This window comes from Geodermatophilaceae bacterium NBWT11 (assembly GCA_014218215.1).
Lineage (GTDB): Bacteria > Actinomycetota > Actinomycetes > Mycobacteriales > Geodermatophilaceae > Klenkia.
In genome coordinates this window covers 470,565-483,801 of sequence record CP043652.1, presented here as the reverse complement: position 1 = coordinate 483,801, position 13,237 = coordinate 470,565, and the positions used below count along the sequence as shown (strand labels likewise).

At 73.3% G+C, this 13,237-nt stretch carries 17 protein-coding genes and 1 pseudogene; 9 read left to right on the top strand and 9 right to left on the bottom strand.

The window, feature by feature from the left end:
* Positions 1-3: 3 nt before the first annotated feature.
* Together F1C76_02285 and F1C76_02280 are read right to left on the bottom strand one after the other, a co-directional pair.
* Positions 4-492, bottom strand: a complete 489-nt coding sequence (locus F1C76_02285; protein ID QNG35588.1) for an acyl-CoA thioesterase — start codon at positions 490-492, stop codon at positions 4-6.
* Positions 493-524: 32 nt separating this feature from the next.
* On the bottom strand, positions 525-749 hold the full coding sequence (locus tag F1C76_02280) for a hypothetical protein (protein QNG35587.1): 225 nt from the start codon (positions 747-749) through the stop codon (positions 525-527).
* On the opposite strand from F1C76_02280, the gene F1C76_02275 reads away from it, so the two are divergent.
* From F1C76_02275 to F1C76_02265, 3 genes are all read left to right on the top strand, one after another.
* Complete coding sequence (locus F1C76_02275; protein QNG35586.1) at positions 748-1,020, top strand: hypothetical protein; 273 nt, start codon at positions 748-750, stop codon at positions 1,018-1,020. The genes F1C76_02280 and F1C76_02275 overlap by 2 nt on opposite strands.
* Before the next feature lie 106 nt (positions 1,021-1,126).
* Complete coding sequence (locus F1C76_02270) at positions 1,127-1,660, top strand: DUF4916 domain-containing protein (GenBank protein QNG35585.1); 534 nt, start codon at positions 1,127-1,129, stop codon at positions 1,658-1,660.
* Complete coding sequence (locus F1C76_02265) at positions 1,657-2,094, top strand: nucleoside deaminase (protein ID QNG35584.1); 438 nt, start codon at positions 1,657-1,659, stop codon at positions 2,092-2,094. Before F1C76_02270 ends, F1C76_02265 begins: the two co-directional genes overlap by 4 nt.
* Here the strand turns inward: F1C76_02265 and F1C76_02260 are convergent.
* A complete protein-coding gene (locus F1C76_02260; protein QNG35583.1) occupies positions 2,091-3,035 on the bottom strand; it encodes a hypothetical protein in 945 nt (314 codons plus the stop codon). The two genes, F1C76_02265 and F1C76_02260, sit on opposite strands and share 4 nt — an antisense overlap.
* Before the next feature lie 41 nt (positions 3,036-3,076).
* Positions 3,077-3,892: a hypothetical protein gene (locus tag F1C76_02255; protein QNG35582.1), complete on the bottom strand. Its 816-nt coding sequence runs from the start codon at positions 3,890-3,892 to the stop codon at positions 3,077-3,079.
* A gap of 183 nt (positions 3,893-4,075) precedes the next feature.
* On the opposite strand from F1C76_02255, the gene F1C76_02250 reads away from it, so the two are divergent.
* Entirely contained in the window at positions 4,076-4,369 is a 294-nt protein-coding gene (locus F1C76_02250; protein ID QNG35581.1) for a helix-turn-helix transcriptional regulator, read from the top strand.
* A complete protein-coding gene (locus tag F1C76_02245; protein QNG35580.1) occupies positions 4,366-5,595 on the top strand; it encodes a type II toxin-antitoxin system HipA family toxin in 1,230 nt (409 codons plus the stop codon). The genes F1C76_02250 and F1C76_02245 overlap by 4 nt, the downstream gene beginning before the upstream one ends.
* A 9-nt stretch (positions 5,596-5,604) precedes the next feature.
* Here F1C76_02245 and F1C76_02240 read toward each other — a convergent pair whose 3' ends face one another.
* The gene (locus tag F1C76_02240; GenBank protein ID QNG35579.1) at positions 5,605-6,801 is read right to left on the bottom strand and encodes an FAD-binding monooxygenase; all 1,197 of its coding nucleotides are present in this window, start codon (positions 6,799-6,801) and stop codon (positions 5,605-5,607) included.
* 39 nt (positions 6,802-6,840) lie between these two features.
* Positions 6,841-7,218: a DUF1801 domain-containing protein gene (locus F1C76_02235; GenBank protein QNG35578.1), complete on the bottom strand. Its 378-nt coding sequence runs from the start codon at positions 7,216-7,218 to the stop codon at positions 6,841-6,843.
* Between the two features lie 105 nt (positions 7,219-7,323).
* Here F1C76_02235 and F1C76_02230 point away from each other — a divergent pair, with 105 nt between their 5' ends.
* The 3 genes and pseudogenes from F1C76_02230 (at position 7,324) to F1C76_02220 (ending at position 10,443) form a co-directional block, all read left to right on the top strand.
* Positions 7,324-7,731 (top strand): hypothetical protein, encoded by a 408-nt coding sequence (locus tag F1C76_02230; protein ID QNG35577.1) that lies wholly within the window; start codon positions 7,324-7,326, stop codon positions 7,729-7,731.
* Positions 7,728-8,849 (top strand): annotated as a pseudogene (locus tag F1C76_02225) (RNA polymerase subunit sigma-24). The gene F1C76_02230 and the pseudogene F1C76_02225 overlap by 4 nt, the downstream one beginning before the upstream one ends.
* 106 nt (positions 8,850-8,955) lie before the next feature.
* Entirely contained in the window at positions 8,956-10,443 is a 1,488-nt protein-coding gene (locus F1C76_02220) for an NAD(P)/FAD-dependent oxidoreductase (protein QNG35576.1), read from the top strand.
* Positions 10,444-10,506: 63 nt separating this feature from the next.
* Here the strand turns inward: F1C76_02220 and F1C76_02215 are convergent, their stop codons facing one another.
* Positions 10,507-10,794, bottom strand: coding sequence for a hypothetical protein (locus F1C76_02215; GenBank protein QNG35575.1), 288 nt, complete (start codon positions 10,792-10,794; stop codon positions 10,507-10,509).
* Positions 10,795-10,855: 61 nt separating this feature from the next.
* Between F1C76_02215 and F1C76_02210 the strand changes: the two genes are divergently transcribed.
* Positions 10,856-11,404 (top strand): GIY-YIG nuclease family protein, encoded by a 549-nt coding sequence (locus tag F1C76_02210; protein QNG35574.1) that lies wholly within the window; start codon positions 10,856-10,858, stop codon positions 11,402-11,404.
* A 7-nt stretch (positions 11,405-11,411) separates the two neighbouring features.
* Here F1C76_02210 and F1C76_02205 read toward each other — a convergent pair whose 3' ends face one another.
* Together F1C76_02205 and F1C76_02200 are read right to left on the bottom strand one after the other, a co-directional pair.
* Entirely contained in the window at positions 11,412-12,275 is an 864-nt protein-coding gene (locus tag F1C76_02205) for a hypothetical protein (protein QNG35573.1), read from the bottom strand.
* Positions 12,272-12,910, bottom strand: coding sequence for a MerR family transcriptional regulator (locus tag F1C76_02200; GenBank protein QNG35572.1), 639 nt, complete (start codon positions 12,908-12,910; stop codon positions 12,272-12,274). The genes F1C76_02205 and F1C76_02200 overlap by 4 nt, the downstream gene beginning before the upstream one ends.
* Positions 12,911-13,237: the final 327 nt, after the last annotated feature.

The following is a 13,237-nucleotide window of genomic DNA, read 5'->3' as shown; positions in this document are numbered from 1 at the left end:
TGGTCAGCCGGTGCGGCGGATCTCCTGCCCGCGGCGCTCGATCTCCCGGCGCAGCTCCCGACGGGCCAGCGCGGCGGCGTGCCGGCGGTGCTGGTCGTCGGTGGCCGGCACGAGCGGGGGGACCTCGACGGGTTTCCGGTCCCCGTCGAGGGCGACCATCGTGAAGTAGCAGCTGTTGGTGTGCCGCACCTGCCCGGCGCGCAGGTCCTCGGTGGTGACCCGGATGCCGATCTCCATCGACGTCCGGCCGGTGTAGTTGACGCTGGCCTGGAAGGTGACCAGCTCGCCGACCGCGATGGGCTCTCGGAAGACGACCTGGTCGACGCTGAGGGTGACCGCGTAGTTCCGGCTGTACCGGCTGGCACAGGTGTAGGCCACCTGGTCCAGCAGCTTGAGCAGCTGCCCGCCGTGGACGTTGCCGGAGAAGTTGCTCATGTCCGGGGTCATCAGCACGGTCATGGACAGCCGGTGGAGCTCGTCGTCGCCGGTCATGGCTGGAGATCCTGGCAGGCCGCGCCGTCCCGTCAGGGGCAGGTCTCCTCGCGCTTGACCACGCCCAGGTCGATCCCGCCCTCGACGTCCCCGGTGACCTGCTGGCCGGGTGCGACGTTCTGGTCACAGACGATCCAGTTCGAGTCCAGCACCTGGTTCCGCGACCCGAGCAGGTCGTGGGACACGGAGAGGAAGACGCCGAAGGTCTGGATGGTGTCCTGGGCGGTCTGCAGGTCCAGGCCGACGAGGGAGGGCATGGCGAAGTCGACGGTGGGGGCGGCCACCGTGGTGGGTGCCGCGGTCGTCGTCACCGGGGCGGGCGCCGGGGCGGGAGCGGGCGCCGGTGCCGGGGCCTCGGTGGTCGTGGCTGCCGCAGGGGTGCTGGCCGGTGCGGCCGCCGGCTCCGGGTCGCTGGAGCACCCCGCCAGGACGGCGAGCGCGAGCAGGGCAGGCAGGACGGTGCGGCGCATGGTGGTTCCCCCGTTGGTCGTCGCCTTCCCCCGTGGACGGCGACGGCGGGGATCCTGACACGGGAGACGCCGAGAACCGGTACGCGGGCGTCCGACGAGTCGTGTCGTCGAGCGTCACACAGCCCCGACGCCCCGTCGGCGTGCGCATCGGATAGACAGTGGCCATGACCGACGTGACGACCGCGACGCAGGCCGGCTGGCTCTCCCGCGAGGAGATGGACGCCGCACGCGAGCGGCTGCCGATCCTCTACGTCGACGCGGTGCCGGTGCGGGTGGACGACCACGGCGTGGTCACCGGCGTCGGCCTGCTGCTGCGCGCGGGGGAGGACGGGCAGATCAAGCGGGCGCTGGTCTCGGGCCGGGTGCTCTACCACGAGCGGGTGCGGACGGCGCTGATCCGGCACCTGGAGAAGGACCTGGGCCCCCTCGCGCTGCCGCGGGTGCCCCCGGCGCCGCAGCCGTTCACCATCGCCGAGTACTTCCCGACCCCCGGCGTCACCCCGTTCCACGACCCGCGCCAGCACGCGGTGTCGCTGGCCTACGTGGTGCCGGTGGAGGGTGACTGCTCGCCGCAGCAGGACGCCCTGGAGCTCACCTGGTTCTCCCCGGAGGAGGTCCGCGAGCCCACCGTGATGTCCGAGCTGGCCAACGGGCAGAGTGTGCTGCTCCAGCAGGCGCTGGCCCACCTGGGCGTGTGAGCGAGCTCCTCGCACCGGCTCTGGCCCAGGCCCGGCTGGGCCGGGACGAGGGCGGGGTGCCGATCGGCGCAGCCCTGGTGGTGGACGGCGAGGTGCTCGCCGTCGGCCGCAACCGGCGGGTGCAGCTGGGCAGCGCGATCCGGCACGGGGAGACCGACTGCCTGGAGATCGCCGGCCGGCTCCCGGCCTCGGTCTACGCCCGCGCCACGATGGTCACCACGCTCTCGCCGTGCGACATGTGCACCGGCGCGGTGCTGCTCTACGGCATCCCGCGGGTGGTGATCGGGGAGAACCGCACGTTCATCGGCGGGGAGGACCTGCTCCGCTCGCGCGGGGTCGACGTCGTGGTGCTCGACGACGCCGAGTGCATCGCGCTGATGACCGACTTCATCGCCCGGGAGCCCGCGCTGTGGAACGAGGACATCGGCGTCTAGCGGCCCTCCCACCAGGCGAGCACCCGCAGCGCCCGCAGGGTGTTCCACCGGCTGGGCGCTCCGACGGGCTCCAGCTCGAACGGCACCCGGCCGGGGTGGGCGTGGGCCAACAGCCAGCGGCCGTCGTCCCCCTGCTGGGCCGCGACCGCCTCCACGGCCTCCCGGCAGTGCTCGTCGAGGAACGTGCCGGCGTCGCGCAGGTGGTCCAGGGCCCGCAGGACGTCGAAGTACCAGCGCGGCGGGAACGCCAGGGTGGTGAAGTCCGGGTCGATGAGCTCGCCGGTCGAGGCCTTGCGCAGCAGCCGGCGCTGCAGCAGGTAGTCCTGCCCGCGCAGCCGTGCCTCCCTCGCTCCCGCGTCACCGGTGCGGCGCTCGAACTCCAGCAGCCCCTCGAGGACGGCGATCGTGGTGTGGAACGACGACCGCGTCGACCCGGTCTCCACCGCGCAGTTCCACCCGCCGTCGGCCAGCTGCTCGGCCACGAGCCGGGCGGCGATCCCGGTGACGTCCTGCTCGAAGTACGCGCCCACGGCGAGGGTCATGCCGTTGATGCAGGGCTCGACCTCGCCGTCGAAGAAGCGCTGCCCGTCGTGCTCCCAGCGGCAGTGCTCGGCCACCGCGGCCAGGGCCTCCCGCGCGGCCTCCGGGGGCAGCCCGAAGCGGCGGAGCAGCTCCAGGACGTGCGCGGTCGACGTCCACGGCTGGCCCGGCTCGGTCGCCGCGGTGGCGTCGTCCGGGAAGTAGGCGCCGCCGGCCCACTGGCCGTCGTCCCCCTGCAGGGCGAGCAGTCGGGCGCCCCAGCCCTCGGTCGCGACGCGGGCGCGCTCGGCGTCGACCACCTCGGCGGGGGAGCGGAGCAGGTCGCGGTGCACCTGCCAGCGGATGGCCGGGTCGCCGTCCAGCAGCCAGTCCCGGACCTCGGGGGTCAGCTCGGTCGCCATGCCCGTGGACCGTAGGACGGTCGCCGCCCGGGCGCCACGCCTCAGCCCAGGTCGGCGCAGCCGGTCTCGCCGGGCAGCAGCGGCCGGAAGGTGACGGTCCAGGTCTGCCCCTCGCTGGTCCAGGGGGTCAGGGTGTCGGCGGCCTGCGCGGCGGCGGTGACCTCGCTGCCGGCGACGACGCAGCCGATGCCGGGGCCGACCGGGTCGCCGGGCAGCGTCGGGCCGGGCCAGGCCGCCGGGTCGCGGGTGAGCGTGGCGTCCTCGGGCGGGAGGTACGGCTCGGCGATCGCGGCCACGGCGGCGGGCTCGTAGGCGGTGGTCGGGTCCTGCGAGCTGGTCAGCTCGTCGAGCAGTTCGGTGAGGGCGGCGCGGGCGTCCTGCTGCTCGGGGGTGACACCGGGGCCCGAGGTCCCCTCCCGGAGCGCGTACACCTCGCGGGTGAACGTCTCCTCGGCCGTGGCCAGGGTGAACACCGTGGTCGGGGCATCGGCGATGCCGGGGGAGCCCAGGTCGGCGGTGTCGGCCACCCCGGCGTCCATCGCGGCCTCGGCGATCCGCTGCACCTGGGCCTCGTCGAGCTGGCCGACCTGGACGTTGGGCCACGCCGGGCCGGGGTAGATGGCCGTCACCGGGCCCTCGCTGAACACCCGGCCGTCCCGGTAGACCGCGACCAGGGGCAACCGGCTCACCGTCGTGGTCGGCGTGACGTAGCCGCCGGTGTAGGCGATCCGCAGCACCAGGTCGTCGGCGCCGGTGGGCAGTTGGACCCGGGGAGCCGGGCTGCCGCTGCTCTGCTCGGCGCAGGCGGTGAGCACGAGCCCCGCTCCGAGGACGGCGGCGAGCAGGCGGGTGCGCATGCGGTGAGGACGACCCGGGCGCGTCGGTGGTTCCGGCGTTGCTGGAGCAACGACAAGGTCGTGATCGGAGCGTGATCGAGCTGGATGGTCGTTGTTCGTTGCTAAAGCAGCGATAAGGTGATGCCGATATCCCCCGTGGGCCCTTTGGCCCGCTATCGCTGCTCTACCGACGACAGGAGCCTCGTGTCCGTTCCCCGTCGTCGTCAGCGGCTGACCACCGGCGGTCTGGCCGAGGCCGGCGAGCTGGTCCGGGACCGGCGGCTGCAGCTCGGCCTCACCCAGCTCGACCTGGCCGACCTCTCCGGTGTCGGGGTCTCCTCCGTCCGCGGGCTCGAAGCCGGGCGGGAGACGGTCACCCTCGTGGTGGCGCTCGCCGTCCTGGAGGCCCTCGGGCTGGGGCTGGGCGTCGGACCCCGCCCGGCACTGCGGTCGGCCCGCGAGGTCCTGCTGCTCGACCCGACGGTGGCGCCCCGGTGAGCGACCCCCGTGAGGTCGAGGTGGCCGACGTCCTGCAGGGCGGCCGGCTCGTCGGGCAGCTGCGCCGGGACGGCGACGACGTCGTCTTCAGCTACGACGCCGCCCACCTCGCTGACCCCGACGCCCGCCCCGTGGCCTTCTCCCTGCCGCTGACCGGGGAACCCGTCCGCGCCGGATCTGGATCGGTCCCGCCCTTCTTCGCCGGTCTGCTGCCCGAGGGTGCCCGACTGCAGGCACTGACCAGCGGCGCGCGGACGTCGGCCGACGACCACCTCACCCTGCTGCTCCTCGTCGGGGCCGATGCGATCGGCGACGTCCGGGTCCTGCCGCACGGCGCGGCCCCGGTCGACCCCGAGCCCCTGCTGGACACCGCCGCCCCCGACGTGGACTTCACCGCGCTGTTCGCCCGGGCCACCTCCGCCGACCCCGCCGCGCTGGACCGGGTCGCGCTGCCCGGGGTGCAGGTCAAGGTGTCGGCGGCGGTGATGTCGACACCGCTGGGGACGACGGCCGGGCCGGCCATCCTCAAGCTCGACCCGCCAGGCTGGCCGCAGCTGGTCGCCAACGAGCACTTCTTCCTGTCCCTGGCGGCAGCCTGCGGGCTGCCCGTGCCGGCGCACCGGCTGCTCACCGACGCGGCCGGGCGCTCCGGGCTGCTGGTGGAGCGGTTCGACCGGGTCGTCGTCCCCGGTGCACCGGTCCGGCGGTTGCCCCAGGAGGACGCCTGCCAGGTGCTCGGCCGCTACCCGGCCGCGAAGTACCGGATCACCCTGCAGGAGGCCGCGCTCGCTCTCGCCGACGCCGTCGAGCAGGCCGGCGGTTCCCGCCCCCTGGCGCTGCGCCGGGTGCTGGAGACCGCCGCGGTCAGCTATCTCATCGGCAACGGGGACCTGCACGGCAAGAACCTGTCCATGCGGGCCGCGCCCGACGGGCTGTGGGAGGTGACCCCGGCCTACGACCTGCTCTGCACCCAGCCCTACACGGGCTGGACCGACCCGATGGCCGTCCCGCTGTACGGGCGGGCCAACCGGCTGGGCCGCCGGTGGTGGCTGGACGCCGCACAGCGCTGGGGGCTGCCCGAGCGGGTGGTGCACCGGTCGCTCGACCGGATCGTCACCGCCGTCGAGCCGTGGATCGACCGGGTCGGGGAGATCGGCTTCGACGACGCCGCGACGGCCCGGCTGGCCGACCTGTTGCGTACCCGTCGAGCGGAGCTCGCCGGCTGACCACGGGCGTCACCGGGCGGGCATCGGGGGCAGCTCGAACTCGTCGGCCGGCGGGGAGAAGCGGCCGGCCAGGGCGCCGAGGCGCTGGGCGGGGCGGCTGGCGACGGCGCGCAGCACGGTCCACAGCACCCGGCGGGCGGCGAGGGACTGCGGGTTGGCCAGGCCCGGGGTGCCCGGCGGGAGCGACTGGCCCTTGTCCACGAACGGCCGCATCGTCGCCTCGTAGTCGGCCAGTGCGGCGCGGTGGTCCTCGGTCGCGGCGAGCGAGGCGGCGAGGACGTAGGCGCCGGTGAGCGCGAGCGTCGTGCCGATGCCGCTGACCGGGGTGGCGCACCAGGCGGCGTCGCCGAGCAGGGTGACCCGGCCCGCCGTCCAGCTGGGCAGGTGCATCTGGCCGAGGTCCTCGAAGTAGAACGGTGCACCGTCGTCCAGGGCGGCCAGGATGCGCGGCGCGGCCCACCCGGCGTCCTCGAAGGCGCGGCGCAGCACGGTGACCTGGCCGTCCCGGTCGAGCTCGTCCAGGCCGCGGACGTCGGTCATCAGGTTCACCGAGGCGCGGATGCTGCCCACGTCGTCCGGGCGCAGGTTGACCCCGCGGCCCTTGCCGGCGACGTACCAGCGCCACCAGTCGGTATCGTCGTCCTGGCGCGGGATCGTGAGGTAGGCGATGACCATGCCGAGGTGGTCCTTGCGGGCGTCGGGGAAGACCAGCCGGCGGCTGCGGGAGTTGACGCCTTCGGCGAGGACGACGAGGTCGAAGCGCTCCTCGCGGCCCGAGGCGAAGACGACGTCCACCCCGTCGGCGTCCTGCTGGAGGCTCGCGATCTGGTCGCCGAACAGGTAGGTGACGTCAGCCTTGGTGTGCTCGTACAGCAGTTCGCTGAGCCGGCCGCGGAGGATCTCGAGCTCGGCGGTGGGCCCGCTGGTGTCGTCGGTGCCCGCGGGGAAGGCGGCGACGTCGCGGCCCTGGTCGTCGACGAACGCGGTGCCCTGCTCGCCGGTGGTGGCGGCGAGGGCGGCGTCCTCCAGGCCCATCCGGCGCAGCACCTCGCGGGCGGCGCCGCGGACGTCGACGTTCTGGCCCTCCTCGCGCAGGGCGTCGGTGCGCTCGACGACGGTGACGTCGAACCCGGCGCGGGCGAGCCAGAACGCTGCGGTGGGGCCGGCGACGCTGGCGCCGGAGACGAGGACGCTGCGGGAGGGCATGGGGTCCAGTAGACGGCCCCGGTGCGGGAGCCGCTGGGTTCAGGCCCGGATCCAGCGCCCGATCAGCCCGAGGACGGCGTCCCGGCGCTCGGCGTACGCACCCGGGGCGGTCAGGTCGAGGACCCCGCGGTCGGGTGCGGCCCACCGCACGAGCCCTGTCGGGTCGTGGAAGACGAACGTCGCGGCGTCGTCCCGCATCGCGGTGCCCCGGTGCAGGACGACCTGGAAGAGGTCGCGAGGCGCCAGCCGGAAGGTCACCCGGTCCACCCCGTCGACGACGAAGCTCGGCGCGTTCCACTTCACCTGCTCGGTGATGTCCGGGCTGAGCGCGAGCACCGCCGTCCGCAGCGCCCGGACGTCGTCCGCCCGGGGGTGCTGGAGCTCGGCGAGGTGCTGGTCGACCGTGGGCACGGGCACGTCCTCGGTGTCGGCGGGAGCCTGCGTGTCGAGGATGGCCCATCGGTTCCGTCCCAGGGGTGGAGGCGACCAGGATGGGCCGCACGCGACCGAGGAGGACACCTCATGGCCAAGTACCTGCTGCTCAAGCACTACCGCGGCGCCCCGGCTCCCAGCAACGACGTCCCGATGGGGGAGTGGACGACCGACGAGGTCACCGCGCACATCCAGTACATGAACGACTTCGCCGCCCGGCTGCAGGAGAACGGCGAGTTCGTCGATGCGCAGGCGCTCGCCCAGGAGGGCACCTGGGTGCGGTTCGACGGGGAGGGCAAGCCGCCGGTCACTGACGGCCCGTTCGCCGAGACCAAGGACCTCATCGCCGGCTGGATGGCGATCGACGTGGACTCCTACGACCGCGCGCTGGAGCTGGCCGCGGAGCTGTCGGCGGCGCCTGGTGCCGGGGGGAAGCCGATCCACGAGTGGCTCGAGCTGCGCCCGTTCATGTCCGAGGCGCCGACCGTCACCGAGTGAGCCCGGACCTGCGGGCGCTGGTGCCGCAGGTGCTCGGCGTCCTCATCCGCCGCGGACTGGACTTCGCGACGGCCGAGGACGCCGTGCAGGACGCGCTGGTCGAGGCGCTGCGCACCTGGCCCCACGACCCGCCGCGCGACCCGCGCGCATGGCTCGTCACCGTCGCCTGGCGGCGGTTCCTGGACGCCCAGCGCTGGGAGACGGCCCGCCGGCGCCGGGAGGAGACGGTGGACGTCGAGCCGGGCGAGGTGCCCGGTACCGACGACTCCCTGTAGCTCTACTTCCTCAGCGCGCACCCGTCGCTGTCGTCGTCCTCGGCGGTGGCGCTGACCCTGCGCGCGGTCGGCGGGCTGACGACGAGGCAGATCGCGGCGGCGTTCCTGGTGCCAGAGGCGACGATGGCGCAGCGGATCAGCCGGGCGAAGCGGACCATCAACGGCGCCCGGCTGGACACCCCGGGCGACGTCGGGACCGTGCTGCGGGTGCTGTACCTGGTGTTCACCGAAGGCCACTCCGGGGACGTCGACCTGGCCGCCGAGGCGGTGCGGCTCACCCGGCAGCTGCACGCGGCAATCGACCACCCCGAGGTGGCCGGGCTGCTGGCGCTGATGCTGCTGCATACCGCTCGGCGCCCGGCGAGGTTCGTCGCAGACGGGTCGTTGGTGCCGCTGGCTGATCAGGACCGGTCGTTGTGGGACACGGTCCTCATCGCCGAGGGGGTCGCCCTGCTGCAGGGCGCGTTGGCCCGGGACCGGCTGGGGGAGTACCAGGCGCAAGCCGCGATCGCGGCGCTGCACGCCGACGCCCCCTCGACCGCGGAGACCGACTGGGTGCAGGTGGTCGAGTGGTACGACGAGCTGGTCGCGCTGACCGGCAACCCGGTCGCCCGGCTCAACCGGGCGGTCGCGGTCGGCGAGGCCGACGGGCCGCGGGCCGGGCTCGCGGCGCTGGCGCCCCTGGACCCCGCCCTGCCGCGGTATGCCGCGGTGGCCGCGCACCTGCACGAGGCGGACGGCGACCGTGTCCGGGCAGCGGAGCTGTACGCGGAGGCGGTCCGGGTCGCGACGAACACCGCCGAGCGGGATCACCTGGCCCGGCAGGCGGCCCGGCTGCGCTGACGCGCCGACAGGGGGTGGACAAGCGGGTCTCGGAAGTGGAGCGTGAGACCTGGATCACAACCGGGCCTGGCGGCGGGGCAGGGCCACAGCCGAGGGGGAACCGCACGTGACGACCATCGAGCAGAGCACGGCCACCGAGCACGTCGACGTCCTGGTGGTGGGGGCGGGGATCTCCGGCATCGGGGCCGCCTACCACCTGCAGGAGCGGTTCCCCGACCGCAGCTTCCGGGTGCTCGACGCGCTGCCGGACAAGGGCGGCACGTGGTGGACGCACCGCTACCCCGGCGCCCGCTCCGACAGCGACCTGTTCACCTTCGGCTACCGCTTCAAGCCCTGGCGCGGGCCCTCGATCGCGACGGCAACAGAGATCCTCGCCTACCTCGACGAGGTGGTGGAGGAGAACAAGCTCGGTTCGAAGATCTCCTACGAGCACAGGGTGACCGCGGCGCAGTGGTCGTCGTCCGAGGCGCGGTGGACCGTCGACGTCACCGACGTCGCGAGCGGTGTCGAGAGCCGGCTGACCACGGACTTCCTGTGGATGTGCCCGGGCTACTACAAGCACGATCAGGGCTATACACCGCAGTGGCCCGGCATCGACGACTACCAGGGGCAGGTGGTGCACCCGCAGACCTGGCCCGAGGACCTCGACCACACCGGCAAGCAAGTGGTCGTCATCGGCTCCGGGGCGACGGCGGCGACGCTCATCCCGGCGATCGCGAAGACCGCGAAGCACGTGACGATGCTGCAGCGCTCGCCCACGTTCTTCTATGCCCGGCCCAAGACCCACGAGCTGGCGACGACGCTGCGCGGGCTGGACACCCCCGAGGAGTGGACGCACGAGATCCTCCGGCGGGCCTACATCACCGAGATGAACGAGCTGACCCGGATGTCGTTCGAGGAGCCCGAGGAGCTGCGGACGTTCCTCATCGAGTCGATGCGCCCGCTGCTGCCCGAGGGGATGGACATCGACAAGCACTTCAACCCGACCTACCGGCCGTGGCAACAGCGCATCGCCGTCCTGCCCGACGGGGACATGTTCGACGCGCTGAAGGACGGCAGCGCCTCGGTGGTCACCGACACCATCGAGACCTTCACCCGCGACGGCATCAAGCTCAGCTCCGGCGAGACGCTCGAGGCCGACATCGTGGTCACCGCGACCGGCTTCGACCTGTCGGTGTTCGGCGACATCGCCTTCGCCGTCGACGGCAAGCCCGTCGACTTCGCCGACACCGTCACCTGGCGCGGGATGATGTTCACCGGCATCCCGAACCTGGTCTACGTGTTCGGCTACTTCCGGCACAGCTGGACGCTGCGGGCGGACATGATCAGCGACGTCGTCTGCCGGCTGCTCGGCGAGATGAGCACGCACGGTGCGAGCACCGTCGTCCCCGAGCTCCGGCCCGAGGACGGCGACATGACGCTCGGCCCGTGGGTGGACCCGGCGAACTTCAACCCCGGCTACCTGGCGCGGTCGATGCAGCTGATGCCCAAGCAGGGTGACCACGAGCCGTGGCTGGGCCTGCAGGAGCACGCGGTGGAGAAGGACGATCTGCCGGGCGCAGACCTGGACGACGGGTCGCTGGTCTACCGCTGACGGGGGTGGGGGTGTCCCCGCGGGGACACCCCCACGGTCCCGCTGCCCGAGGAGCGGTGCTGCTCAGGACTGCCCGTCGACCTCGCTGTCGTCCGCGCGAGCTCCACCGTCCGGGTGGAGGCGCCGCTGGTCGAGCCGGTCGGCCCAGGCGAACAGCAGCACCCCGACGATCATCGCCAGCAGGGTCGAGCCGAAGACGTAGAAGACCAGGCCCCCGTTGAGCCGGTCACGCGCGACGAGCCACAGCACCGCGAGGACGACCACCCAGACCAGCGGGCTGGCCATGCCGAGCACGCCGAGGCCGCCGAGCACCCGGACGGGCAGGGGGCGGGGCTGCTGCGGTGTGGCCATGCACGGAGCCTAGGAGCAGTCGAGTCGGCGGTGCTCCCGGCGGGCCGGGTTGACTGACGCCGTGGACGCCGTCGTCAGAGCTCTGCACGCACAGCCCGTACCGGTCACGGAGGCGCCGACCGCCGTGCCGGCCGTCCCCGGCCTCTACGCCTGGTGGGGCCGGTTCGGTGCGCTGCCCGGGGTCTCCGGACCCAAGCACCCGAGCGCCCCGGTGCAGCTGCTGTACATCGGCATCGCGCCGAGCGGGCCGACCTCGCAGGCGACGCTGCGCTCGCGGGTGGTGGGCAACCACATCCGCGGGACGACGGGTTCCTCGACGCTCCGCCGGTCGCTGGCGGCGCTGCTGAGCGAGCAGCAGGGCTGGCGCAGCCGCTGGACCTCGCGGCCGGTGCTGGTGAACCGGGACGAGCTGGCGCTGTCGGAGTGGATGGCCCAGACGCTGCAGCTGACCTGGGCCGAGCACCCAGAGCCGTGGACGGTGGAGGCCGCAGTCATCGCCGAGCTGGAGCCGCCGCTCAACCTGGCCGACAACACCGCCCACCCGCTGCACGGCTACGTGAGCGACGCACGCCGGCGCTGGCGCGAGGCCGCGAAGGCAGCCGGCCGCTGACGACCCGTCAGCCGAGGAACCCCAGCGGCTCGGTGACCGGGATGCCGGCGAGCGCCTGCAGGGTCAGCAGGACGACGAGGACGGCGAACCCGACCGAGGCGATCGCGACGACGCGGTAGCGAGCGTCGGGAGCCTGCAGCGCGGGGATCCGACGGGACAGCAGCTCCAGCCCCAGGGCGAGCAGCGGCAGCACCTGCAGGGCGTGCATGCCGACGAAGTGCGGCACCCGCAGGTCCCCGCCCACGGTCGACCAGCCGAGGAACGGCAGGCCCGGCCCGCCGTCGGCGACCCCGACGGCGTGCGCGCCGGCCACCCCGGCGAAGTCGTCGAGCTGGGCGCTGGTCAGCGAGGTCATGAAGAAGGCCACCGCCATGCCGGCCAGTCCGATGACCAGCCCGGCCCGGATGGCGAGCCGCCGGGCGGGGTCGGCGTCGGGCAGTCGCCAGAGCAGGGCCGCGACGACGAGGGTGACCAGCCAGACGGCGGCGATCGCCGTCCCCATGGCTGCCCAGAGGGCGGTCGCGGTGGGGGAGGAGATGTTGAAGTGGCTGGTCGTGCCGGCCGCGACGGCGCCGGTGATGACCAGCATCTCCACGACCATGGCGACGACGACGACCCACGCACCGAGCCGGCCCAGCCGCTGACGGCGCTCGGGCAGCAGGCTCAGCAGCCAGGCCAGGGTGAGGGCGTAGACGGCGATGGAGACCGAGAACTTCAGCGGCTTGAACCAGCCGTTGCTGCCGGTGATCTGCACCGGGTCGACCACCGCCAGCGCGGCGGTGACGACGGCGGTGGCCGCCATGAGGGCAGCCAGCCCGAACAGTGGCCGGTTGAGGGTCCGGACGGCGGGGCGATCGAGAACGGCGGTCATGTGGGGCTCCCGGGGGTGGGTGCGAACCGGCGGACGGACTCGTTCTCCTGCGCCATGCGGCGGAGTCCAGCGAACAGGGCGTCCCCGAGCACGGTGCCGACAACGACGGTCTGCGCCGCCACCGCCGGCCCCTGGTCGAGGTTCTTGGTGACGGCGTCGAGGTCGGCCTCGGCGACCATCTCGGCGGCGCGGAGGTAGTTCGGCAAGGTGGCGGCGAGGTCGCCGCGACCCAGGGCGCTGTACCGGTCGAGGACGGCGGCTGCCGCGGGCAGTCCGGGGTTGCCGTCGTGCACCTGCCAGCCCATCGCGTCCGCCGCTTCGCGGATCTGGTGCAGGGACTCCTCGGACGGCGGCGTCGCGACCCGGGGGAGCGAGGCCTGCGCGATGCCCAGGGTGTTGCCGAAGGGGTGGTCGGGGTCGTCCGTGGCGGCCAGGACGTCCTTCACCGCCGCGACGCTGAGCCCGCCGACCTCGATGAGGCTGCGGATCAGGTGCAGGCGGGTGAGGTGGTCCTCGGTGTACTCGGTCTGGTTGTAGCCGGTGCGCTCGCCGGCGGGCAGCAGGCCCTCGCTGACGTACCACTTGATCGAGGTGGCACTCACCCCGCTCGCCCCCGCCAGCTCTGCAATCCGCATAATCGATAATCTTACTATCGATAGTGCTGCTGTCAACTTGCCTAGATCCAGGCGTCCAGGCGTCCAGGCGTCGAGGCGTCGAGGCGTCAGGGCGCCGACATGCGCACGCCCGGTCGCGCGGCGTCAAGCTCAGCCCGCCCTGCCCCGCTGCGCTCGAAGCGCGGCTGCTGAGCACTGCCCGCAGGGGCGAGCGATGGTCGGTTTTTCGGGCCGGAACAAGCGTTGAGCGTTCAGCCTGAGTCCCGAGGCGGAGTCCCCTATGGTCGACTTCGACTACATCAGCGAACGAGATGAGCGCGGACGACGGCGTAGGTCGAACGCTCCGAT